Genomic DNA, 22,251 nt, shown 5'->3' with positions numbered 1-22,251 from the left:
GTCAGACGCCGGCCTTCTCGGCGCACGACACGCAGCGCGTTGCGAAGGGACGCACGCGAAGACGAGCGATCGGGATGCCGCGACCACAGTCGATGCAGACGCCGTAGGTGCCGGCCTCCCAGCGCTTCACGGCCTCGTCGATCTCGCCGATCTCGCGGCGGGCGGCCTCTTCGAGGGCGACCGCCCGGGACCACTCCCCCGACAGCGTGACGCCTTCGGGGTCGTGCTCGTCGTCGGCGACGTCGGAGCCGCGATCCGCGCGGAGCTCGTCGAGGGTCTCGTCGATCGCAGCGAGGCGCACCGTGGCGGCGTCGTGCAGCTCGTCCAGGAGCCCACGGAGCTCTGTCCGGCTCGCCGCTGAGGTCATCGCATGAGACTACGCCCGGATGCCGCCTCCCCGCCGCAGCCGTGCCGGATCAGCCCGAGACGTCCACGGTGAAGGTGACGTCCTCGATGCCGCCGTCGTCGTTCGACAGCACGACCTTCGTCGTTCCCTCGGCAAGCCCCTCGACCCCCGGGTTGTACGTCGCGCCGCCCTCTTCGCGACCCGCCGTGAACTTCGCGACGGACGGATCCGAGACGACGCCGCTGTAGCTGTCCACGGCGAGATCGCCGGTGTCGATGTTGAGCACCTGACCCACCACGAGTTCGACGGTCTCACCCTGAAGGTCGCCCACGTCGCGGGTGACCGGAGCGATCACGGGCTGCGGCGACGAGGCGCAGCCGCTCAACGCGGCGAGAGAGGCGACGAGGACGATGCAGGCGACCGGTCCGGCGATGCGCATGGCGTCATGATGACAGCCCAGCGGCTGCACGGCCAGTGCGCGGCGTTCGTGTGGTCAGGCGATAGGGATCTCCCAGGAGGAGCTTCTAGCCTGAAGGCATCGCGCGACGGGGAATCCCGGTCCTCTCCGCGAAACCCCTGCAGGCGATGAGTCGCCCGGGACCACCCCTCGTGCCCGACCCCCGGAGGGCACGAGGGGCGGTCTCACCGACCCGCCCGGAGCCGGCGATCTGCGACACCCCCCGGACGCGATCGCCGGCTTCTTCGCCTGCGCTGTGGATAACTCCGCCGGGCGTCGACGCCGGCGGATAGCGTGGGGGCGTGAGGACTCGGGTGACAGCAGCGGCGCTCAGCGGGCTGCTCCTGCTCGCGCTCGCCGGGTGCACCACTCCCGAGCCGGTGGATCCCACGCCGACGCCCGGATTCTCGAGCGAGGAAGAGGCGTTCGCTGCGGCCGAGGAGACGTACCGGGCTTACGTGGACGCGCTGAACCAAGTGGATCTGAGCGACCCGGAGACGTTCGAGGCCGTGTATGGCTGGACGACGGGGGACGCGAACGCCAACGAGCGGAAGTCGCTCTCGCAGATGCATGCCGACGGGTGGATCGTCAATGGCGATACGGCTGTCATGAGTTTCCACGCCGGCGCCGTTACGGACGGAACCGTTGATGCGGTCGTGTGCAGTGACGTGAGTGCAGTTCAAGTAACGAACGCAGACGGACAGTCGATGGTTTCTCCCAACCGCCCAGGTGCGTACGCGTTACAGGTAACGTTCGTCGAATCACCAACGCCGACGGGGCTCAGCGTCAGCACCAGCGATGCGGTGGAAGACTCCCGGTGCAACTCATAGCGGCCTCCCTGGTTGCGCTCGCCATCCTGGGGCCAGCGCATGGCTCGCCGAACTCTGACTGTTCGGGATCGAGCGCTTGGACTTATTGCGAGGTAGACAACAGCGGTTCGAGCATCAGCGTTGGCGCTGGCGAATCTCGGCCTGGCAACGCCGACAACGCAGCGCCCCGGTCGAACTCGGGCACGGGTGTTCAGCCCGAAGCCCCGGCCGAGCCCGAGGACTGCGGGCCGCTCAACCGCTGCATCGAATACAGCGTCATCGGCGTCCCCGACGTGACCCTCGCCGACATCGCCTCCTTCCGGCCCGCACAGCCGACGCTCGGTGGCGAGCCGGCCGGGTTCGGCGTGGTCGGCATGCCGACGAACCTGCTGGCCGCGGCATCCGAGCAGCGCATCCCGGGCACCGTGCTCGGCTGGGACGTGACCGTGCGCTTCGTCCCGGTCGCCTACGTGTTCGACAACGGCGACGGCACGACCACGCGTGCGACCACCGGAGGCGCGTCCTGGTCGAGCCTCGGGCAGGGGCAGTTCACGCCGACCGCGACGAGCCACGTGTACCAGGCGCGCGGAACGTATCCGGTGTCGGTGACGGTCGAGTACGCAGCATCCGTCGATTTCGGAAGCGGCACATGGCGGACGGTTCCCGGCGTGGTCCGCGCCGAGGCGACAGGCTACGGCGTGCGCGTCGTCGAGGTGCGCACCGCGCTCGTGGACAGGACCTGCGTCGAAGACCCGACCGGTCCCGGCTGCTGAACCTGCACCGCGAGAGAGCGGCGCGCGCGCTTCGCCAGCCGCACCACCGCGCGCAGCGGCACGCCGACGGCGTACGCCATCGCGCCCGAGGATGACGTGTCGCTGCGTCCGAGGGCGACCTTGCGCTCCCACGCGTCGCGCAGCCCGCCCCCGCGGCGCGCCACGGACGCGCGCGCCGGGAGCCGTCCCGCCGACCGCTGCGCGAGCAGCGCCTCGACGTGGGCGGTCCAGTCGTCGGCGTCCGGGGCGTGGAAGTAGTTGTCGTCGAGCCATTCGGGATCCGGGTGGCGGAACCGGCGCGCGACGACGTCCTCCTCGCTCGCGAGCAGGTCCGCATCGGCGAGCGTCTCATTGATGAGGTGCGGCGAGACGCCGAAGGTGTCGAGTGCGATCACGGGGATGCCGCGGGCGATCGCCTCGATCGCCGCGGTGGAGCTGACGGTGACGAGCCCCTCCGCCGTGTCGAGCGCGGTGCCCATGGCACCCGTCGAGGTCACGAGGTTCGCCGGCAGCGGGCCGAGCGAGGCGAGCAGCTCGGGGTAGCCGTCGACCTCGGCGTGCGTCTGGTGCTCGCCCGATGCGGCACGCAGCTTCACCACGACGCGTCGCGACGGATCCGCCTCGGCCGCCCGCACGAGCATGCGCGCGACCCGCAGCCGGTCCTCCCGCTCGGCGGGGACCTTCGCCTGCGTCGCGAACACGAGGTCGGTGCCGGTGGACTCCGGGGGTGTGCCGCCGCCGGCGGTGACGGCACCGCGGGCGAAGGGCAGCGTCGCGAGGGCGTACCGATGCGCGTACCCGGTGCGCACCGACAGCGCGCCGAATTCCCGCACCTCGCGGCGCGAGTGCACGACGAACAGGTCGGACTGCAGCCGGTACACGACGGCTTTGCGCGTGGCGGGAATCGAGATGCCCGGAAGCCCCGTCACCACGACCGGCCGCGGCTCCAGCGCGGCCAGGTCGCGCGCGAGGACGCGCACGAGCGGCCCGCGAGCTCCGATCACGACGGCATCCGCGCCCAGTTCGGCGAGCCGGGCGGCGAGGTCGGCGTAGGCGATCCGCTCCACGCGGTCCTGCCCCAGCCCGCTCCCGCTCAGCGCGGAGGCGAGCTGGGCATCGCTGACCACGAGCGGAGTCTCGAGCACCAGGAGCGAGGCATCCCATCGCTCGCCGACACCCCCGAGCAGCGCCGCCGCCCACTTCACGTAGGAGTCGGTGTCGGCGATCGCGACGACCCGCGCCCGCCCGCCTGCTGTCGAGCGGGGACTCACGCGGGAACGCGGCGCAGCTTCGCCATGGGTGCGAGCTCACCCGGGTACACGCGCTTCACGCCGTCGCCGAGGGCCGCCTCGATCACACGGATGTCGCGCACCAGGTGCTGCAGGCCCGCGGGCTCGAGCGATGCGGCGTGGTCCGAACCCCACATCGTGCGGTCGAGCGTGATGTGCCGCTCCACCGCCACGGCGCCGAGGGCGACCGCCGCGAGCGAGATCTGCAGGCCGCGCTCGTGGCCCGAGTAGCCGACCGGAACGCCCGGGAAGCGGTCGCGCAGCGCCGGGATCATGCGGAGGTTGGCCTCCTCCGGCTCCATCGGGTACGTCGACGTGGCGTGCATCAGCACGAGGCGGTCGGTGCCGAGGATGTCGATCGCTGCGTCGATCTGCTCGATCGTCGACATGCCGGTCGACAGGATCACCGGCTTGCCCGTGTCGCGGAGCGCCTGCAGCAGCTCGACATCGGTGAGCGATGCCGATGCCACCTTGTGCGCGACGACGCCGAGGTCCTCGAGGAAGGCCACGCTCGGCACGTCCCACGGCGACGCGAACCACTCGAGGCCGCGAAGCAGCGCGTGGTCCGAGATCTCGATGTACTGCTCGCGGTCGAACTCGACGCGCCGACGGTAGTCGAGGTACGTCATGCGTCCCCACGGGGTGTCGCGGGGCATGTCGCGCATGTGCTCCGGGGTGGCGATCTCGGGAGTGCGCTTCTGGAACTTGACCGCGTCCGCGCCGGCGTCCGCCGCCACGTCGATGAGCCGCTTGGCGATGTCGACGTCGCCGTTGTGGTTCAGCCCGATCTCGGCGATGACGTACGCGGGGCGTCCGCCCCCGACGACGCGGGATCCGATGGTGACGGTCATGAGGCCTCCTGTGGTGCTGTGGGGTGATCGGATGCGGTGGCTCGCACGGGCGACATGGCCGGTCGGAGCGCGTCGGCAACGGCCGTGGCCGACCTGCCGCTGAGCACGCGCTCGGCGAGGTCGCGCACGGCGCCGGCTCCGCCGGGGCGGTCGAGCACGACGCGCGCGGTGGAGAGCACGAGGGGGTGGGCGTCGGGCACGGCGACGGGCCACCCGACCATCTCGAGGCAGCCGAGGTCGTTGACGTCGTTGCCGACGTAGGCGATGCGCGAGAGCGGGATGCCCTGCTCCCCCGCCCACTCGCGCAGCACCGCCGCCTTGTCGGCCGCGGCCTGTCGCACGTCGACGCCGAGCTTGCGCGCGCGGGCCGCCACGACCGGGTTCGTCTCGGTCGAGAGGATGAGGAACGGGATGCCGGCGGCTCGCAGCATCCCGACTCCCATACCGTCCGATCGGCTCACGGTGACGGACTCGACGCCGTTCTGATCGACGTGCACCGTGTCGTCGGTGTGGACGCCGTCGAAGTCGGTCACGACCGCGTCGACGGGGATCGCGCCCGCGTGGGCGCCGAACGCGTCGCGGTCGACGAGGGGCGCGAGCGTGCGCGCGAGCTCCAGCTCGTCGAGGGTGTCGATCTCGATCGCGGTGCGCGGGGCGACCTCCGCGATGCCGACGCTGCCGAAGAAGCGGTGGTTCGCCGCGCGGAAGCCCGCCGCCCGCATGACGTAGAAGCCGCCGGTCTCGAGGTAGTGCGGTTCGCGGTCCTGCCGGCGCGGGCGCACGTCGATCTCGTGGTTGACGGGCTCGGCCGCGCTGCCGACGCCCTTCTCCCACAGGAACCCGTACGTCTCGACCGCCGAGAAGACGCTGTCGCGTCGGCGCGAGCGCACGAGCTGCACGGCGGCGGTGAGCGCGTCGACGTCGATGAAGGGCGAGGTCGCCTGCAGGAACGCGAGCACACCCACGTCGACCTTGCGCGCCTCGAGCGTCTCGAGGGCGTGCACCAGGGCGCTCTCGCTGCTCGCCAGGTCGCCGGAGAGTTCAGCGGGTCGCTGGACGACCTCCGCACCCCACTCGGCGGCGACGGCGGCGATGTCGACGTCGTCGGTGGTGACGACGACGCGGTCGATCGCCGGGCAGCGCCTGGCCGCCTCGACCGCGCGCGCGATCAGCGGGACGCCGCCGACGCGCTGCAGGTTCTTGCGCGGCACGCCCTTCGAGCCGCCGCGGGCGGGGATGATGGCGACGGCCTCGCTCATGCCGCCGCCGTCCGGGCCGACCGGCGCACGCGGCCGATGTTCAAGGTCGCCCCCGTGCCGGCGAGCACCAGCGGGAGCGTGGTCGTGGTGCTCGACGGCAGCGTGTACACGTCGAGCGGACCTCTGGCACCGGCGAGCACGAGCTCGACAGGCAGACCGGGCTGGTGGATCCGCAGCTCCGGGACGGTTGCGACGGCGTCCAGCTGCTCCGCCGTCTCGCGACGGTGAGGGAGGTACACGGCGCCGCCGGCCGCGGCATCCCGCACCCACCGGACGTAGTCGAGCAGCAGCATCCGCCCGTCGACCGGCAGCGCGCTGCCGAGGATGACACGGCGACCGAGCTCCGGCGCAGCGGGCGCGCTCTGCCGCGTCCAGGAGAAGTCGTGGCGACGGATGCCGAACCCGTGGTCCGCGAGCGCGTCGAGGCGGTCGGCGCCGAGGTCGAACGCCGTGAACATCCCGGCGCGCCGTGCGGTCGCGCGACGGTGGACGAGCTCGGCGGCGAACGGGGCGACGACGGTGGTGAGTCCGTGCTCGTCGATGTTCGGACGGGCGTAGGGGCGCCGGCCGAGGAGCGTGTCGGCGTACGCGATCGCGTGGGCGCCGTCATCGAGGAAGGTGATGCGGTGCGGGCGCAGCACAGCGGCCGCAAGCCGGAACTGACCCGAGAACCCATCGCCGACCAGCCAGTGGCCGTGGCGGGCGAGCAGGCCCCACGGGATGCCGAGGTAGGGCGCGAGCTCGCCGAAGCGCGCGCCGCGCGACAGCAGCTCGTCGGCGGTGGCCGAGATCTGCGGCGTCAGCCGGCCGGCCACGGGAACGGTCGTGCGGTGGGCGGCCGCCCACTCCGCGGCGCCGACGAGCTGCAGGGGCGACTCGACCCACGCCAGCACATCCTCGCGACCCATGGGGCGCCTCCTCCCGGCTGGGCCTCACGATCGGGCTCAGCACTGTCTCCCCACGGTGGGCGCCGGACGTGAACGCGAGGGGTCCCGCCGTGAGACCGGGGCCGGTCCGGCAGGTGAACGGCGGGTTGCGAGGCGCGGGATGCCGCGGCCGCGACGCGCAGGCGACGTGCTGAGGCGTTCACATGCCGCGGGTGCGCGTCGGCGGTGCATGCCAGGATGAACGCGTGACCGACCGCCTGATGCTGCTCGACTCCGCGTCCCTGTACTTCCGCGCGTTCTACGGGGTGCCCGATACCGTGCGCGCCCCGGACGGGACGCCCGTCAACGCGGTCCGCGGGTTCCTCGACATCATCACCAGGCTCGTCACCACCTATCGCCCGACGCATCTCGTGGCGTGCTGGGACGACGACTGGCGACCGCAGTGGCGGGTCGACCTGATCCCGACGTACAAGACGCATCGTGTCGCCGAGGTCGTCGCGGGCGCGCCCGACGTCGAGGTGGTGCCCGATCCGCTCGAGGTGCAGGTGCCCGTCATCCGCGAGGTGCTCGACGCGCTGGGCATCCGCATCGTCGGCGTCGCCGCCCACGAAGCCGACGACGTGATCGGCACCCTCGCCACGACCGCGACCATGCCCGTCGACATCGTCACCGGCGACCGCGACCTCTTCCAGCTGGTCGACGACGCGCGCGACGTCCGCGTCGTGTACACCGCACGCGGCATGAGCAACCTCGAGGTCCTCACCGACGCGTCCGTCGTCGCCAAGTACGGCGTGCTGCCGTCGCAGTACGCCGACTTCGCCACCCTGCGCGGCGACTCGTCCGACGGCCTCCCCGGCGTCGCCGGGATCGGCGAGAAGACCGCCGCGGGGCTCCTCGCGACCCACGGCGACCTCGCCGGGATCATCGCCGCGGCCGAGCTCGGCGAGGGCATGTCCGCGGGCGTGCGCGCCAAGGTGCTGGCCGGTCTCCCCTACCTCGCCGTCGCGCCGCAGGTGGTGGCCGTGGTCCGCGACCTCCCCCTCGACGTGCCCGACCCGCGCCTGCGCCCCCTCACCGAGCAGGGGAAGACGGATGCTGCGTCCCTCGCCGAGCGGTGGGCGCTGGGTGCGTCGATGAATCGCATCATCGACGCCCTCGACACGGTCTGATCCGCCCGCTCGACGCCGTGCGGCGCCGGCGTCGCGTACTCCCACGGGAGTACGCGACGGGCTCCCGCGGTCAGATTCCTCACAGAAGCCCGCGGCGTACGATCGTGCGCATGCCCGGGCCCGTGCGCGACGCCACGAGTGCGAGCCGCTACCGGCTGCGCACCTCCGCCACCGACGAGTTCGGCCCGCGCTTCCGCCCGCCGGCGGCCGTCGTGCTCCTCGTTCCGGTCTTCCTCTCGCTCCTCGTGCAGGTGCCGGGCACGATCGCACTGTCGTGGTGGCAGCGGGTGCCGCTCACCGCCGCGGTGACCAGCCTGGCACTGGCCGCAGCATCCGCTCTCGTCCTGCTCGCGGCCCGCCGACTGCCGGGCCCGACCGTCGCCGTCGTGGCCGCGCTCTGCGCCGTCGACCTGCTGATCCCGCCCGTCGGAGGGCCGCCGCCGCTCGCGCTGGTCTTCGCGATCATCGGCGCCGTCGTGCGCGGCGCGCGCGTCTGGGCGCTCGTGTCGGTGGGGATCGCGTGGCTCGGCGTCGTCGTCGGCGCCGACTTCGTCGGCGTGGACTGGCACCCGGCCCGCATCGCGTTCGCGACCGTGGGCCTCGCGCTGTGCTTCGTGGTCGGCGAAGGCATCCGCGCGCGGATCCGCGGCGCCGAGGAGCGTCGCACGCAGATGGCGGCTCGGCGCCGCGCCGCCGAGCAGGAGGAGCGCAACCGCATCGCGCGCGAGCTGCACGACGTGCTCGCGCACTCGCTGAGCCAGATCGCGGTGCAGTCCGGGGTGGGGCTGCACCTGTTCGACCGCGAGCCGGAGCGGGCCCGCGAAGCGCTCGCGAACATCCGGAGCCTCAGCGCCACGGGCCTCGACGAGGTGCGGGGAGTCCTGGCCTTTCTGCGCGGCGACGAGATCGGCGCGCCCGACACGGCGCCGCTCACGCCGCAGCCGCAGCTCGCGCAGCTGCCGAGCCTCGTCGCCGGCCGCACCGGGCTCGGCCTGAGCGTCGCCCTCGACGACCGACTCGCGGGCGATGCCCCGCCGAGCGCCGTGCAGACCACGGCGTACCGCATCGCGCAGGAGGCGCTGACCAACGTGGTGCGCCACTCCGCGGCCCCGCACGCCACCGTCACGGTCGAGCACGACGCCGACGACCTCGTCCTCACCGTCGCGGACGACGGCGCCGGCATCCCCGCGACCGCGTCCGAGCGCGGCGGCCTCCGCGGCATGCGCGAGCGCGCCGAGCTCGCTGGCGGCGCGCTCACCGTCGACAGCGGCACGCGCGGCACCGCCGTGGTCGCCCGTCTCCCCTGGCGGGGTGCGGCATGATCCGCGTGGCGCTCGCGGACGACCATCAACTGGTGCGCGCCGGCTTCCGGGCCCTTCTCGACTCCGAGCCCGACCTCGAGGTCGTCGCCGAGGCGTCCGGCGGCCAGGAACTGCTGCGCGCACTGCGCGAGACCGCCGTGGACGTCGCCCTCGTCGACATCCGCATGCCCGACGGCGACGGACTGTGGGCTGCCGAGCAGATCTCCTCCGACCCCGCCTTGGCCGGCGTGCGCGTCGTGATCGTGACGACGTTCGAACTCGACGAGTATGTGATCCGCGCGGTGCTCGCCGGCGCCAGCGGGTTCCTCGTGAAGGACACCGAACCGGCGGACCTCATCCGCGCGGTGCGCGCCGTGGCCGCCGGCGACGCGCTCCTCTCCCCCCGCGTCACCCGCACGCTGCTCGACAGGGCCGCGTCGGGCCTGCGTGCGGCGCCCGACCCTCGCCTGCTCGAGACCCTCACCGAGCGCGAGGTCGACGTGCTGCGCCTCGTCGCGGAGGGGCTCACGAACGACGAGATCGGCGCCCGCCTGCACCTGTCGCCCCTCACCGCGAAGACGCACGTGTCGCGCATCATGCAGAAGCTCTACGCCCGCGACCGCGTCCGTCTCGTCATCATCGCGTACGACTCCGGGCTCGTCGGCTCGCGGCCGGACTGACCCGATCCGCTCCCGGCTACTCCGCCGGGAGCAGTCGAGATCACTCCACCGGTCGGATTCACGGATGCCGCCACCCGCGTTGACTCGAGGCATCCGGTCGCCCGTCCCGGCGCGGCCGGTTCCGAGAGAGGATTCCGCATGTCCACTGCACTCGCCACGGGAATCGTGGCCGCTCACATCGCCGGACCGTGGGGGTTCGGCTGGTGGTTCCTGCTGATCCCGCTGTTCTGGATCGCGCTGTTCGCGATCCTCTTCGCGATCTTCGGACGCCGGTGGCGGCGCGCAGCCGCGGAGAACGGCTACGGACCGTACGGTCGCAACCCGGCCCGTCAAGCCGAGACCACCCTCGCCGAGCGCTTCGCGAAGGGCGACATCGACGAGACCGAGTACCGCGCACGACTCGAGGTGCTGCGCGCCAACGCAGCTCGGTAGGGCCGTCGACGCGGCTGCGCCGCCGGCCCGTCAGCGCGGGCTCAGGCGCCGCGGTCGCGTCCGGTCCACGCGCGCAGCTTGTCGAGCGGCCACGTGGTGACGATGCGCTCGGCCGGCACGCCGATGCGCTCGGCGCGCTCGGCGCCGTAGTCGAGCAACGAGAGCTGGCCGGGCGCGTGCGCGTCCGAATCGATCGAGAAGAGGCATCCGATCTCCAGCGCCAGCGCCATCAGCGCGTCGGGCGGATCCTGCCTCTCGGGCCGGGAGTTGATCTCGACCGCGACGCCATGGGCCTCGCAGGCCTCGAACACCGCGCGCGCGTCGAAGCTCGACGGCGGGCGCGTGCCCCGCGACCCCTCGACGAGACGGCCGGTGACGTGACCGAGCACGTCGATGTGGGGGCTCGACACCGCAGCGACCAGGCGCCGCGTCATCGGGCCGCGCTCCATGCGCAGTTTCGAATGTGCGGACGCGACCACGACATCGAGCTCGGCAAGCAGATCGGGCTCCTGATCGAGCGCGCCGTCCTCGAGGATGTCGACCTCGATGCCCGACAGCAGGGTGAACCCATCGCCGCTCATGCCCGCCACGACCTCGAGCTGTGCGCGCAGGCGATCGGGTGAGAGACCGTTCGCGACCCGCAGCCGCGGCGAGTGGTCGGTGAGGGCGAGGTACTCGTGGCCGAGGGCGCGCGCCGCGTCGACCATGAGGTCGATCGAGGTGAGGCCGTCCGACCAGTCGCTGTGCGAATGGAGGTCCCCGCGCAGCAGCGGCCGCAGCGTCGACGTGCGCTGGACGCCGGCGCGCTCGCGCAGATCGACGAGGTAGCCGGGCACGTCGCCGGCCAGCGCCTGCTGGATCACGGCGAGGGTGGAGTCGCCGATCCCCTTGCGGCGACGCAGAGCCGCGGTGTCCCGCAGCTCTGCGTCGCTCAGGCCCTCGATCGCATCGGCCGCCGCGCGGAACGCCTTCGACTTGTACCGGGACGACCGCTCACGCTCGAGGAGCGTGGCGATCTCGGTGAGCGCGTCGTGGGGGTTCACGTGTGGCTGCCCGGCGGATCAGTAGACGTTGGACCGCCTGATCACCACCGGCGCGCTCGCCAGGCGGTGGATCGCCCAGCCGAACAGGATCGCCAGCACGCCCATGCCCGCCGCGAAGAGCGCGACGCCGTAGGCGACGACCGACGTGAAGAGCGACGCGCGCAGGAACGACGCCTGCATCACTGTCGCGCGCACCGGGTCGTCCTGGTCGAGCTCGGCGTACGTCTTGCCGCCCGACGCCTCGAGCGCGTGCGTGTTGATGATGTCGGCCTGCACGTAGGCGGTGAAGGGTCCGGTGACCTGCTGACCCTGGAACGCCGCGGCGTCGTCGGGGATGGTGATGTTCTCGGCCGTCAGCTGGGTCGTCACGCCGATCCACGCGATGATTCCGACGACGATCAGCAGCACACCGCCGATGATCCCGAGGATGCCGACCGCCTTCACGAGGCCGACCTTCTTCTCGGGGGGCTCGATCACGTCGGTGGTGCGGGGCTCTTCCTCACTCATGCGTCCTCCTCGAATGCGGGTCGTTGAGCCACACGCTAGCGGCGCCGCGCGGCGCGGCGGAAGAGCGCGCGCCGGAGAATACCCGGCGCGTCGCGCACATCAGGACGCGAGTGCGCGGGTGGTCTCGACCCAGCGATCCAACGTGGCCGTCGCCGCGCCGCTGTCGATCGCGGCGGCGGCGTCGTCGCGCGCCTCCGCGAGGCGCTCCAGGATCGGCCGCTGCACCTGGCCGGCGTCGCGGAACAGCCGGTAGGCGACGATTCCCGCCGCGGCGTTCAGCAGCACGATGTCGCGCACCGCACCCTCCTCGCCGCCGAGCACACGGCGCACCACGTCCGCATTGTGGACGGGGTCGCCGCCGAGGAGGTCGTCGATGTCGGCCAGCGGGATGCCGAGGTCGCGCGGGTCGAGGTCGTGCTCGTGGATGTCTCCGCGGCTGACCTCCCAGAGCCTGCTGTGCCCGGTCGTGGTGAGCTCGTCCAGTCCGTCGTCACCGCGGAACACCAGCGCCGTCGCACCGCGTGTGCGGAACACGCCGGTGATGAGCGGCACGCGGTCGAGGTGGGCGACGCCGACCGCGTTCGCCTCGGCTCGTGCGGGGTTGCACAGCGGCCCGAGGAAGTTGAAGACGGTGGGGACCCCGAGCTCGCTGCGCGTCGCCGCGGCGTTCTTGAAGCCGGGGTGGAACGCGCCCGCGAACGCGAAGGTGATGCCCGCACGGGACAGCGTCTCGGCCACGGCGTCCGGCGACAGCGCAAGGTCGACCCCGAGCGCGCCCAGCACGTCAGACGAACCCGACGAGGAGCTGGCGGCCTTGTTGCCGTGCTTGACGACCGGGATCCCGGATGCTGCGGCCACGAGCGCCGACATCGTCGAGACGTTGACGGTGCCGAAGCGGTCGCCGCCGGTGCCCACGATGTCGAGGACCGCGGCGTCGACGGGAAGCGGCAGCGCGGCCTCGAGGATCGCGTCGCGGAAGCCGACGATCTCGTCGACGGTCTCGCCTTTCGAACGGAGCGCGACCAGGAAACCCGCCAGTTGAGAGGGGGTGGCGCTGCCCGACATGATCTGCCGCATCGCCCACGTGGACTCCGAGACGCTGAGGTCGCGCCCCTCGAGCAGCGTGGTGAGGATTCCGGGCCAGGTGTACAGCTCCGCCATAACCGAGAAGCCTAGCCCGGCTCGGGAATCGGAACCGTTTCGTGACACGGGGGCACCGTGTGTGCGATTCTGCGTCTTCACCACGTGTTCACGGCAGAGTCGCAGGGTCCTCTTAGGTTCCCCTAAGTCAGCATCGGGGCGAAGACATGGCCTCCGATGCGAAAATCGCGGCTTCGGATCGGCCATAATGGGGAGCGTGACGACCTCCACAGCGACCTACTCCCAGGCCATGCGGTCCGTCAAGCGGCCGGATCCGGTCGCTGTCGGAACCATCGTGTGGCTCGGCAGCGAGGTGATGTTCTTCGCGGGCCTCTTCGCGATCTACTTCACCCTGCGCAACACCTCGCCCGAACTGTGGGCGCAGGAGACGCAGCTGCTGAACATCCCGTACGCGACTGTCAACACGATCATCCTCGTGCTGTCCTCGGTCACGTGCCAGATGGGCGTGTTCGCCGCCGAGCGCTTCCAGCCCTACTCGACGAAGAAGCGGGGCTGGCTCGGCTGGGGCATGGTCGAGTGGTTCTGGCTGACGTTCGCGCTCGGCGCGATCTTCGTCTCCGGCCAGGTGTGGGAGTACGCCCAGCTCGTCGCCGAGGGTATGCCGATCAGCGCCAACTCATACGCGTCGGCCTTCTACCTCACCACCGGCTTCCACGCCCTTCACGTGACGGGTGGCCTCATCGCCTTCCTCCTCGTCATCGGACGCGCGTACGCCGTCAAGAACTTCGGGCGCAAAGAGATGACCTCTTCGATCGTCGTGTCGTACTACTGGCACTTCGTCGATGTCGTCTGGATCGCCCTCTTCCTCGTCATCTACTTCCTCAAGTGAGAGCGGAGCTGAAACCCGAAATGGCACGAGAGACCACGCGCCGCTCGAAAGGCCGCCGGAGCCCCTGGGCTGCAGCCGCACTGATCGGCATCGGCCTGCTCATCACGGGCGGCGTCTACGCCGGCGCATCCGCAGCGATGGCGGCCACGACGCCCGAGACCACCGTCACGAACTCCGCGCTCACCGCCGAGGACGGCAAGAAGCTGTTCCAGGCCAACTGCGCCACGTGCCACGGCCTCGATGTGCAGGGCACCGAGGACGGCCCGTCGCTCTACGGCGTCGGCGAGCTGGCGGTGCACTTCCAGATGAGCACCGGCCGCATGCCGCTGCAGATGCAGGGCCCGCAGGCTCCGCAGAAGCCGGCGCAGTTCACCGAGGAGCAGATCACCGCGATCGGCGCCTACATCCAGTCGATCGCGCCCGGTCCGACCTACCCCGACGACGAGGTCCTCGACGGTGAAGGCAGCGCGTCCGAGGGCGGCGAGCTCTTCCGCATCAACTGCGCGATGTGCCACAACGTCGCTGGCGCCGGCGGTGCGCTGACCGAGGGCAAGTACGCCCCGGCCCTGCACACCACCACCCCGCTCAACATGTACGCGGCGATGGTCACGGGCCCGCAGAACATGCCGGTGTTCAACGACATGACGTTGACCACCGAAGAGAAGCGCGACATCATCACCTACCTGCTCTACCTGCAGGACAACGAGTCCGCGGGCGGATTCTCGCTCGGCTCGCTCGGCCCCGTCTCCGAGGGCCTCTTCATCTGGATCTTCGGCATCGGCTCGCTGATCGCCATCACCGTGTGGATCACGGCGAAGTCCAACTGATCGACGCACGACACACGTAACACTTGACGAGGAGCAGCATGGCCCACGAGGACGACCCGCTAGAGCACGAGAGGGCTTCCTGGAAGCCCTCCCCCGGGCTCGCCGTCGCGGTCACGGACCCGGTGAGCAACCCTGGCCTCCCTCCGCACCGCGAGCGGATGACCGACAAGGACCCCGCTTCGATGAAGCGCGCGGTCCGGGGTATCTACACGCTCTTCTACCTGTCGATCGCCGGCAGCATCTGGGCGATCGCCGCCTACATGCTGTTCCCGATCGAGAGCGGGCGGATCGTCGACATCCGCAACAACAACCTCTTCATCGGACTCGGCATCGCCTTCGCGCTGCTCGCCATCGGCATCGGTGCCATCCACTGGTCCAAGGCCGTCATGTCCGACAAGGAGTTCGTGGAGCCGCGCCACGCCACCCGTGGTCGCGACACGACGCGTGAGGCCGCCATCAAGGCCTTCGCCGACGCCGACGCCGACTCGGGCTTCGGTCGCCGTGCGATGGTCCGCAACTCGCTGATCGCCGCACTCGTGGCGTCCGTGGTGCCCGGCGTGGTGCTGTTCCGTGGTCTCGCGCCCTTCAACTCGCCGGAGAAGCCGCACGCCGGCGACCCGGTGTACCTCCTCGAGCACACCATGTGGAAGGAGGGCATGCGCCTGGCGCACGACCCGTCGGGCGAGCCCATCAAGGCGGCCGACCTCACCCTCGGTTCCGCCGTGCACGTGATCCCCGAAGCACTCGCCGACGTCTCGCACAGCGAGGGGTACCTCGACGAGAAGGCCAAGGCGATCGTCCTCCTCATCCGCATGCTGCCCGAGCAGCTCACGGAGTCGGAGGATCGCAAGGAATGGTCGTACAACGGCATCGTCGCGTACTCCAAGGTGTGCACGCACGTCGGCTGCCCGGTGGCGCTGTACGAGCAGCAGACCCACCACCTGCTGTGCCCGTGCCACCAGTCGCAGTTCGATGTGACCGACCACGCGAAGGTCATCTTCGGCCCGGCGGCCCGCCCGCTGCCGCAGCTGCCCATCACCGTCGACGACGAGGGCTATCTCATCGCCCGCAGCGACTTCCTCGAACCCGTCGGCCCGAGCTTCTGGGAGCGTCATTGAGCACCTCAACCGTCACTGAGCAGCCTGCGGCTCCGGCGGCTCCCGTCTCGCGCAACGGTGACCGCCCGCTCGGCGGGCGCTTCATCGGCGCCACCGCGAACTACATCGACGAGCGAACGAGCCTGTCGGGCTTCGTCAAGGAGCTCGGCCGCAAGATCTTCCCCGACCACTGGTCGTTCATGCTGGGCGAGATCGCTATGTGGGCGTTCGTCGTCGTGCTTCTCTCGGGCACGTTCCTGACGTTCTTCTTCCAGGCTTCGATGACCGAGACGCACTACAACGGCGCGTACCTGCCGATGCGAGGCATCGAGATGTCGGCCGCCATGGCGTCGACCCTCGAGATCTCGTTCGATCTGCGCGGCGGTCTCCTCGTCCGCCAGATGCACCACTGGGCCGCCCTCGTGTTCGTCGCCGGCATCGGCGTGCACATGCTGCGCGTGTTCTTCACGGGTGCGTTCCGCAAGCCGCGCGAGCTCAACTGGGTGATCGGCTTCATCCTCTTCATCCTCGCGATGGGCGAGGGCTTCACCGGCTACTCGCTCCCCGACGACGTGCTCTCGGGCAACGGCCTCCGCATCATCGACGGCATGGTCAAGGGCATCCCGATCATCGGAACCTGGACCTCGTTCCTGCTGTTCGGCGGACAGTTCCCGGGAGACGCCATCGTCGGCCGCCTCTACACCCTGCACATCCTGCTGCTGCCCGCGATCCTCGTCGGCCTGCTCGTCGTCCACCTCATGCTGATGGTGATCAACAAGCACACACAGTTCGCCGGCGCGGGGCGCACGAACAGCGTCGTTGTCGGCTACCCGATGATGCCGGTCTACATGTCGAAGATGGGCGGCTTCCTGTTCATCACGTTCGGCGTGATCGTGCTGATCGCCTCGCTGTTCACGATCAACCCGATCTGGAACTACGGTCCGTACGACCCGTCCCCCGTCTCCGCCGGAACCCAGCCCGACTGGTACATCGGCTTCGCGGATGGCGCGCTGCGTCTGGTCCCGCCGGGCTGGGAGTTCGTCTTCCTGGACCGCACCTGGTCGTTCAACATCATCGTGCCGCTCGTCGGGCTCGGCCTGTTCATCGTCCTCGTGCTGATCTACCCGTTCATCGAGTCGTGGGTCACCGGCGACAAGCGCGAGCACCACATCGCGCAGCGTCCGCGCAACGCGGCGACCCGCACAGCGATCGGCGCCGCCGGAGTCACGTTCTACGCGGTGCTCTGGGCGGCGGCAGCCTCCGACATCATCGCCACGCACTTCTGGCTGACGATGGAGGGTGTGATCCACACGCTCCAGGCTCTGCTGGTCCTGGGCCCGCTGATCGCGTACTTCGTCACGAAGCGCATCTGCATCGCGCTGCAGAAGAAGGATCGCGAGATCGCGCTGCACGGCTACGAGTCGGGCCGCATCGTCCGCCTGCCCGGCGGCGAGTACATCGAGGTGCACCAGCCCGTCGACGACTACGAGCGCTTCAAGCTGGCGTACTTCGAGACCTACGAGCCGCTCGTGGTGCGCCCGAACGCCAAGGGTCAGATCCCGTGGCACGAGAACCTCCGCGCCTCGATCTCGCGCTGGTTCTTCGAGGACCGCCTCACGGCAGTGACCCAGTCCGAGCTCGACGCGGCGCTGGCCCACCAGCACCACGACCTCGACCACATCGCGGCCGAGGAGGACCTCGAGATCCAGGCGGCTCACGAGCGCGCCGGTGTTCCCGACGCTCCGCACAAGCCGATCGACGACGGCAAGCACGGCGAGGTTCCCGTGCGCCCGTCGAACGTCATCGTGCCCGAGCCCGAGCCCGGCACGAAGGCCCCGCGCAACCGCGAGAAGGAGTCCGACCAGTAGGTCGCCGAACTTCGCAGACGGATGCCCCGGCACGATCTTCACGATCGCACCGGGGCATTCGTCATCGGGGCGCTGCAACCCGCACCGCTCCCCCGGATCGGCAGGAATCGGACGACGTGTGGCCGCGCACCCGGCGTTGGGAGCTCCCCCACCGGCTTAGCGTGGAGACATGACAGATGCGCTCTCGTACTTCTCCGCCAAACTCGCCCTCGAGACCGACTCCTCCGACGTGTACGCCGCGCAGAAGGCCGGTGAGCGGTTCGTCCTCGTCGACGTCCGTGGCGACGAGGCCTGGGGCCAGGGGCGCATCCGCGGCGCGATCCACATGCCATACCGCGAGATCGCCGATCGCGCCCCGCGCGAGATCGACCCCTCGACCCCTGTCGTCGTCTACTGCTGGAGCCCGGGCTGCAATGCCGGTGCGAAAGGCGCGATCGAGTTCGCCAAGCTCGGCTACGCCGTCAAGGAGATGATCGGCGGCTACGAGTACTGGGTGCGGGAGGGGCAACCCGCTGAGAACGACGAGGGCGCGCTCCCCCGCGTCTTCGACGCCCAGGTGATGGTCGTCCGCGCTCCTGTCGCCGGCTGAGCAGCAGACCTCAGGCCGACTCCAGTCCTTCCATGAACCGCTCGGCGGCGGCCCCGTAGAACGACGTATGCGTGGGTCCGCCGCCGATCTCGGCGGCCACGTCGACGACGTCGGCCACCACCACAGTGACGTTATCCTGGGAACCGGCCTCGACAGCCACCGCCACACACGCCTCCACCGCTGTCCCTGCGTGCGGGAACTCCAGAAGGAGCGCGCGGATCTCGTCATCCGGCACGTAGTCGGTGAGGCCGTCGCTGCACAGCAGCCACCGGTCGCCGAGCTGCGCGTCGAACGCGGTCACCGCAGCGGCATCGCGCTCCGCCCCGCTGAGCGAAGCGGTGATGATGTTGCGACGCGGGTGGGACGCAGCATCCGTGATCGACACGATCCCTCGATCGACGAGCGCCTGCACAAGCGAGTCGTCCCGGCTCGCCTGCGAGAGCTCGCCGCCCCGCAGACGATACGCCCGCGAGTCTCCGGTGTGCGCGAGCAGAAGCCCGCTGTCGCGCGCGGCGAACAGACCGGTGAATGTCGTGGCCATGCCGCTCAGCGAAGGGTCGCGCTCCACGTGGGCGCGCAGATCCCAGTTGGCCGACCGCACGGCGTCGGCGAGCTGGATCGGCTCGAGGCCGTCCAGGCGGCCCGCGGCCAGCCGGTGGATGAAGGCCGCCGAGGCGAAGTCGCCGGCGGGTCCTCCCCCGACGCCGTCTGCCACAGCGGCGCCCCACGAGGCCGTGAACGCGGCGTCCTGGTTGGTCGCGCGGTGCGGGCCGATGTCGGAGCACGCCGCCGCACGCAGAAGCGCACGGGGCCCCGTCACAGACGGGCCCCCGTGCGCGTCACGCAATGAGCCATGCGGGCCGGCAGTGCCGGGTCAGCGGGCGAAGTAGCCGCGGTAGTACTCGTAGACCCAGCCGACGATCGCAACGACGAACACGGCGATGCCGATGGGCATGAGCCACGCGCCGACCGCGAGGCCGATCATGGCGAGCGACGCCGAGAAGGCGAGGACGATGGGCCACCAAGACCACGGGCTGAACTCACCGAGCTCGGGGTCGCCGTCGTCGATGTCGGAGGTGAGGACGTCTTCGGGGAGCTCCCCGCCCTGCGCCTTGTGCACCTTCCCGATGTAGAACGCGATGAGCGCACCCATCAGCGCGGTGAACAGCAGCGCCACACTGCCGACCCACTCGATGCCGTTGTACCACGGCAGGTCGGGGTGGGCGATGATGCTCCAGCCGGTGTAGATGATCGCGACCAGCAGGAAGAAGACGGCCAGCAGCCACCAGAGTCCGGTGTTCGTACGCACCTTACTTCACCTCTCCATCGGCAAGGTCGGCGACCGGGGCTTCGGGGGCGTCCTTCGCGGGACCGACGCCGACCGGGATACCCGCCTCGGGGTGGTTCAAGTCGAACGCGGGCCGCTCGCTGCGGATGCGCGGGATCGATGTGAAGTTGTGACGCGGGGGCGGGCAGGAGGTCGCCCACTCGAGCGAGGCGCCGTAGCCCCACGGGTCGTTGACGGTGACCTTGGGCGCCTTGCGCGACGTGATCCACACGTTGAACAGGAACGGGATCATCGAGGCGCCGAGGATGATGGCACCGATCGTCGACACCTGGTTCTGCCAGGTCCAGCCGTCGGCCTCGGAGTAGTCCGCATAGCGGCGCACCATGCCGTCGACGCCCAGCCAGTGCTGGATGAGGAACGTCATGTGGAAGCCGATGAACAGCATCCAGAAGTGGACGTAGCCGAGGCGCTCATTGAGCATGCGCCCGGTCCACTTCGGCCACCAGAAGTAGAAGCCGGCGAACATCGCGAACACGACTGTGCCGAAGACCACGTAGTGGAAGTGCGCCACGACGAAGTACGAGTCCGACAGGGCGAAATCGAGCGGGGGCGACGCGAGGATCACGCCGGTGAGGCCACCGAACACGAAGGAGACCAGGAAGCCGAGGGCGAAGACCATCGGTGTCTCGAAGGTCACGGACCCTCGCCACATCGTGCCGATCCAGTTGAAGATCTTCACGCCCGTGGGCACCGCGATGAGCATCGTCATGAGCGCGAAGAACGGCAGCAGGACAGCGCCTGTGACGTACATGTGGTGCGCCCACACGGCCACCGACAGCGCGGCGATCGCGATCGTGGCGTAGACGAGCGTCTTGTACCCGAAGATCGGCTTGCGGCTGAACACCGGGAAGATCTCGGAGACGATGCCGAAGAACGGCAGCGCGATGATGTAGACCTCGGGGTGGCCGAAGAACCAGAACAGGTGCTGCCACAGGAGCACGCCGCCGTTGGCCGGGTCGTAGATGTGAGCGCCCAGGATGCGGTCAGCCGCGGCCGCGAGGATCGCAGCGGCCAGCACAGGGAAGGCCATCAGGATCAGGATGCTGGTGACCAGCGTGTTCCACGAGAAGATCGGCATGCGCCACATGGTCATGCCCGGAGCGCGCATGGTGATGATCGTCGTGATGAAGTTGACGGCACCCATGATCGTGCCGAAGCCGCTCATGCCGAGGCCGAGCATCCAGAGGTTGCCACCCGCACCCGGAGAGAAGCTGGCGTTGGCGAGCGGCTGATACGCGAACCAGCCGAACGACGCCGCACCCTGCGGGGTGAGGAAGCCGGCGACGGCGATCGTCGAGCCGAACAGGAACAGCCAGAAGGCGAAGGCGTTCAGACGCGGGAACGCGACGTCAGGCGCACCGATCTGCAGCGGCAGGATCGCGTTCGCGAAGCCCGCGAACAGCGGCGTCGCGAACATCAGCAGCATGATCGTGCCGTGCATCGTGAACAGCTGGTTGTACTGCTCCTTGGTCGGGATGATCTGCATCCCGGGCTCGAAGAGCTCCGCACGGATGATCAGCGCCATCACTCCACCCAGAAGGAAGAAGATGACGGACGAGATGAGGTATAGGTAGCCGATCGTCTTGTGGTCGGTGGAGGTGATCCACTTGACGATGATGTTGCCCTTCTGCTCGACGCGCGTAGCGCTGAGCAGTGCGGCCTGACGAGGCGGCAGGGTGGTCGGGCGACCCTGCGTCGTCTCCTGGAGCGGAAGCGTCGTCGCCATGATCAGTGATCTCCCTCTTCGGATGCCTCGCCTTGCGCGCCCGTCCCGGGCGCGTTCTGCAGACGGTCGTAGGCGTCGTTGATGTCGCCGGTCTGCCCGGCCTCGCGCAGGGTGTCGAGGTATTCCTCGTACTCCTCCGCGCTCACGACCTTGACGTTGAACAGCATCATCGAGTGGTACTCGCCGCAGAGCTCGGCGCACTTGCCGGCGTACTCGCCCTCGCGGGTCGGCGTGAAGGACCAGTAGTTGTCCCGGCCGATGTACATGTCCTTCTTGTAAAGGAAGTCGATGATCCAGAACGAGTGGATGACGTCACGCGACTGCAGCTTGATCTTCACCGATTCGTCGACCGGGAGGACGAGCGTCGGCAGCTCGCTGATGACGTCGCCGCGCTCGTCGGTCTGCGCCTGGACGCCCATGGTCCAGACGGTGTCGTCGTCACTGGCACCGTCGTACTGGAAGTCCCACGACCACTGCTTGCCGATCGCCGTGATCGACACGTCGGGCTCGTCGTACTGCGTCTCGAGGATCGCCTGGTCGCGAGCGGTGAAGGCGAAGAAGCCGACCACGAGGATGAGCGGGACGATCGTGTAGAAGATCTCGATCGGCATGTTGTAGCGCAGCTGGACGGGAAGACCCATCTGGCCCTTGCGACGCCGGTAGGCGATCGCCGCCCATCCCATCAGGCCCCACGTGATGACGCCGACGACGAGCAGCACGATCCACGAGTTGACCCACAGACCCGCGACCATGTCGACGTGGTTGGTGGCCGGCTGGCCGTCTTCTGTGAACCCGGGGAGGAAGCCGTGCAGCTCGGTCGGGGTGCATCCGGCGAGGACTGCAGCCGCTGCGATCCCGAGTGGGAGAACGGCCCAGCGGATACGGCGTTTCGAAGGCACGGTGCACCTTTCCGATCACGAACAGGACTCTCGTAAGTCTAGGGCAACCGCCCAGGCGATTCAGGCCATCTGCTCAGGTTGGATCGTGTCGCAGGGACAGAAAA

Annotated in this window: 24 protein-coding genes; 11 read left to right on the top strand and 13 right to left on the bottom strand. The window is 69.9% G+C overall.

What is annotated here, in order from left to right; translation table 11 throughout:
* Nucleotide 1 precedes the first annotated feature (1 nt).
* Nucleotides 2–367: a TraR/DksA family transcriptional regulator gene (locus ACVN90_RS07740; RefSeq protein WP_475101550.1), complete on the bottom strand. Its 366-nt coding sequence runs from the start codon at nucleotides 365–367 to the stop codon at nucleotides 2–4.
* 49 nt (nucleotides 368–416) lie between these two features.
* A complete protein-coding gene (locus ACVN90_RS07735; RefSeq protein WP_475101549.1) occupies nucleotides 417–785 on the bottom strand; it encodes a hypothetical protein in 369 nt (122 codons plus the stop codon).
* 320 nt (nucleotides 786–1,105) lie between these two features.
* Here ACVN90_RS07735 and ACVN90_RS07730 point away from each other — a divergent pair, with 320 nt between their 5' ends.
* Nucleotides 1,106–1,633, top strand: coding sequence for a hypothetical protein (locus tag ACVN90_RS07730; RefSeq protein ID WP_475101548.1), 528 nt, complete (start codon nucleotides 1,106–1,108; stop codon nucleotides 1,631–1,633).
* A gap of 272 nt (nucleotides 1,634–1,905) precedes the next feature.
* Nucleotides 1,906–2,385 (top strand): hypothetical protein, encoded by a 480-nt coding sequence (locus ACVN90_RS07725; RefSeq protein WP_475101547.1) that lies wholly within the window; start codon nucleotides 1,906–1,908, stop codon nucleotides 2,383–2,385.
* Here ACVN90_RS07725 and ACVN90_RS07720 read toward each other — a convergent pair.
* From ACVN90_RS07720 to ACVN90_RS07705, 4 genes are read right to left on the bottom strand one after another with little or no spacing between them, the layout of a single operon-like run.
* Nucleotides 2,304–3,656, bottom strand: a complete 1,353-nt coding sequence (locus ACVN90_RS07720) for a DUF6716 putative glycosyltransferase (RefSeq protein WP_475101546.1) — start codon at nucleotides 3,654–3,656, stop codon at nucleotides 2,304–2,306. The two genes, ACVN90_RS07725 and ACVN90_RS07720, sit on opposite strands and share 82 nt — an antisense overlap.
* Nucleotides 3,653–4,525 carry an N-acetylneuraminate synthase family protein gene (locus ACVN90_RS07715; protein ID WP_475101545.1) on the bottom strand — a complete coding sequence of 291 codons (873 nt, stop codon included), beginning with the start codon at nucleotides 4,523–4,525 and terminating at the stop codon, nucleotides 3,653–3,655. The genes ACVN90_RS07720 and ACVN90_RS07715 overlap by 4 nt, the downstream gene beginning before the upstream one ends.
* Nucleotides 4,522–5,784, bottom strand: a complete 1,263-nt coding sequence (locus ACVN90_RS07710; protein ID WP_475101544.1) for a cytidylyltransferase domain-containing protein — start codon at nucleotides 5,782–5,784, stop codon at nucleotides 4,522–4,524. The genes ACVN90_RS07715 and ACVN90_RS07710 overlap by 4 nt, the downstream gene beginning before the upstream one ends.
* Complete coding sequence (locus ACVN90_RS07705; protein WP_475101543.1) at nucleotides 5,781–6,692, bottom strand: hypothetical protein; 912 nt, start codon at nucleotides 6,690–6,692, stop codon at nucleotides 5,781–5,783. The genes ACVN90_RS07710 and ACVN90_RS07705 overlap by 4 nt, the downstream gene beginning before the upstream one ends.
* A 224-nt stretch (nucleotides 6,693–6,916) precedes the next feature.
* Between ACVN90_RS07705 and ACVN90_RS07700 the strand changes: the two genes are divergently transcribed.
* The 4 genes from ACVN90_RS07700 to ACVN90_RS07685 all read left to right on the top strand — a co-directional run bounded on the left by ACVN90_RS07700 (nucleotide 6,917) and on the right by ACVN90_RS07685 (nucleotide 10,253).
* The gene (locus ACVN90_RS07700) at nucleotides 6,917–7,840 is read left to right on the top strand and encodes a 5'-3' exonuclease (RefSeq protein ID WP_475101542.1); all 924 of its coding nucleotides are present in this window, start codon (nucleotides 6,917–6,919) and stop codon (nucleotides 7,838–7,840) included.
* Between the two features lie 110 nt (nucleotides 7,841–7,950).
* Nucleotides 7,951–9,162, top strand: a complete 1,212-nt coding sequence (locus tag ACVN90_RS07695; RefSeq protein WP_475101541.1) for a sensor histidine kinase — start codon at nucleotides 7,951–7,953, stop codon at nucleotides 9,160–9,162.
* Nucleotides 9,159–9,821 (top strand): response regulator, encoded by a 663-nt coding sequence (locus tag ACVN90_RS07690; RefSeq protein WP_475101540.1) that lies wholly within the window; start codon nucleotides 9,159–9,161, stop codon nucleotides 9,819–9,821. Before ACVN90_RS07695 ends, ACVN90_RS07690 begins: the two co-directional genes overlap by 4 nt.
* Before the next feature lie 138 nt (nucleotides 9,822–9,959).
* Nucleotides 9,960–10,253, top strand: coding sequence for an SHOCT domain-containing protein (locus ACVN90_RS07685; protein WP_475101539.1), 294 nt, complete (start codon nucleotides 9,960–9,962; stop codon nucleotides 10,251–10,253).
* 41 nt (nucleotides 10,254–10,294) lie between these two features.
* Here ACVN90_RS07685 and ACVN90_RS07680 read toward each other — a convergent pair whose 3' ends face one another.
* From ACVN90_RS07680 to trpD, 3 genes are all read right to left on the bottom strand, one after another.
* Nucleotides 10,295–11,296, bottom strand: a complete 1,002-nt coding sequence (locus ACVN90_RS07680) for a PHP domain-containing protein (RefSeq protein ID WP_475101538.1) — start codon at nucleotides 11,294–11,296, stop codon at nucleotides 10,295–10,297.
* Nucleotides 11,297–11,314: 18 nt separating this feature from the next.
* A complete protein-coding gene (locus tag ACVN90_RS07675) occupies nucleotides 11,315–11,803 on the bottom strand; it encodes an aromatic ring-opening dioxygenase LigA (protein WP_475101537.1) in 489 nt (162 codons plus the stop codon).
* Between the two features lie 99 nt (nucleotides 11,804–11,902).
* Nucleotides 11,903–12,964, bottom strand: coding sequence for an anthranilate phosphoribosyltransferase (trpD, locus tag ACVN90_RS07670; protein ID WP_475101536.1), 1,062 nt, complete (start codon nucleotides 12,962–12,964; stop codon nucleotides 11,903–11,905).
* Nucleotides 12,965–13,151: 187 nt separating this feature from the next.
* On the opposite strand from trpD, the gene ctaE reads away from it, so the two are divergent.
* The 5 genes from ctaE to ACVN90_RS07645 all read left to right on the top strand — a co-directional run bounded on the left by ctaE (nucleotide 13,152) and on the right by ACVN90_RS07645 (nucleotide 18,174).
* A complete protein-coding gene (gene ctaE, locus ACVN90_RS07665; RefSeq protein ID WP_056367122.1) occupies nucleotides 13,152–13,793 on the top strand; it encodes an aa3-type cytochrome oxidase subunit III in 642 nt (213 codons plus the stop codon).
* Nucleotides 13,794–13,813: 20 nt separating this feature from the next.
* Nucleotides 13,814–14,620 (top strand): cytochrome bc1 complex diheme cytochrome c subunit, encoded by an 807-nt coding sequence (qcrC, locus tag ACVN90_RS07660; protein ID WP_116193665.1) that lies wholly within the window; start codon nucleotides 13,814–13,816, stop codon nucleotides 14,618–14,620.
* Between the two features lie 38 nt (nucleotides 14,621–14,658).
* Entirely contained in the window at nucleotides 14,659–15,738 is a 1,080-nt protein-coding gene (gene qcrA / locus ACVN90_RS07655) for a cytochrome bc1 complex Rieske iron-sulfur subunit (RefSeq protein ID WP_475101535.1), read from the top strand.
* Nucleotides 15,735–17,585, top strand: coding sequence for a cytochrome bc1 complex cytochrome b subunit (gene qcrB / locus ACVN90_RS07650; protein WP_475101534.1), 1,851 nt, complete (start codon nucleotides 15,735–15,737; stop codon nucleotides 17,583–17,585). The genes qcrA and qcrB overlap by 4 nt, the downstream gene beginning before the upstream one ends.
* Before the next feature lie 169 nt (nucleotides 17,586–17,754).
* On the top strand, nucleotides 17,755–18,174 hold the full coding sequence (locus ACVN90_RS07645) for a rhodanese-like domain-containing protein (protein WP_475101533.1): 420 nt from the start codon (nucleotides 17,755–17,757) through the stop codon (nucleotides 18,172–18,174).
* A gap of 10 nt (nucleotides 18,175–18,184) precedes the next feature.
* On the opposite strand, the gene ACVN90_RS07640 is transcribed toward ACVN90_RS07645, so the two are convergent.
* From ACVN90_RS07640 to ctaC, 4 genes are read right to left on the bottom strand one after another with little or no spacing between them, the layout of a single operon-like run.
* Nucleotides 18,185–18,994 carry a PP2C family protein-serine/threonine phosphatase gene (locus tag ACVN90_RS07640; RefSeq protein WP_475101532.1) on the bottom strand — a complete coding sequence of 270 codons (810 nt, stop codon included), beginning with the start codon at nucleotides 18,992–18,994 and terminating at the stop codon, nucleotides 18,185–18,187.
* A 54-nt stretch (nucleotides 18,995–19,048) separates the two neighbouring features.
* Nucleotides 19,049–19,483, bottom strand: a complete 435-nt coding sequence (locus tag ACVN90_RS07635) for a cytochrome c oxidase subunit 4 (RefSeq protein WP_475101531.1) — start codon at nucleotides 19,481–19,483, stop codon at nucleotides 19,049–19,051.
* Nucleotide 19,484: 1 nt separating this feature from the next.
* Nucleotides 19,485–21,248, bottom strand: a complete 1,764-nt coding sequence (ctaD, locus tag ACVN90_RS07630; RefSeq protein WP_475101530.1) for an aa3-type cytochrome oxidase subunit I — start codon at nucleotides 21,246–21,248, stop codon at nucleotides 19,485–19,487.
* Nucleotides 21,249–21,250: 2 nt separating this feature from the next.
* Nucleotides 21,251–22,147, bottom strand: a complete 897-nt coding sequence (ctaC, locus tag ACVN90_RS07625) for an aa3-type cytochrome oxidase subunit II (protein WP_475101529.1) — start codon at nucleotides 22,145–22,147, stop codon at nucleotides 21,251–21,253.
* Nucleotides 22,148–22,251 lie beyond the last annotated feature (104 nt).

Source organism: Microbacterium sp. F01 (assembly GCF_056156365.1).
This window is presented reverse-complemented; position numbering and strand designations above follow the sequence as displayed.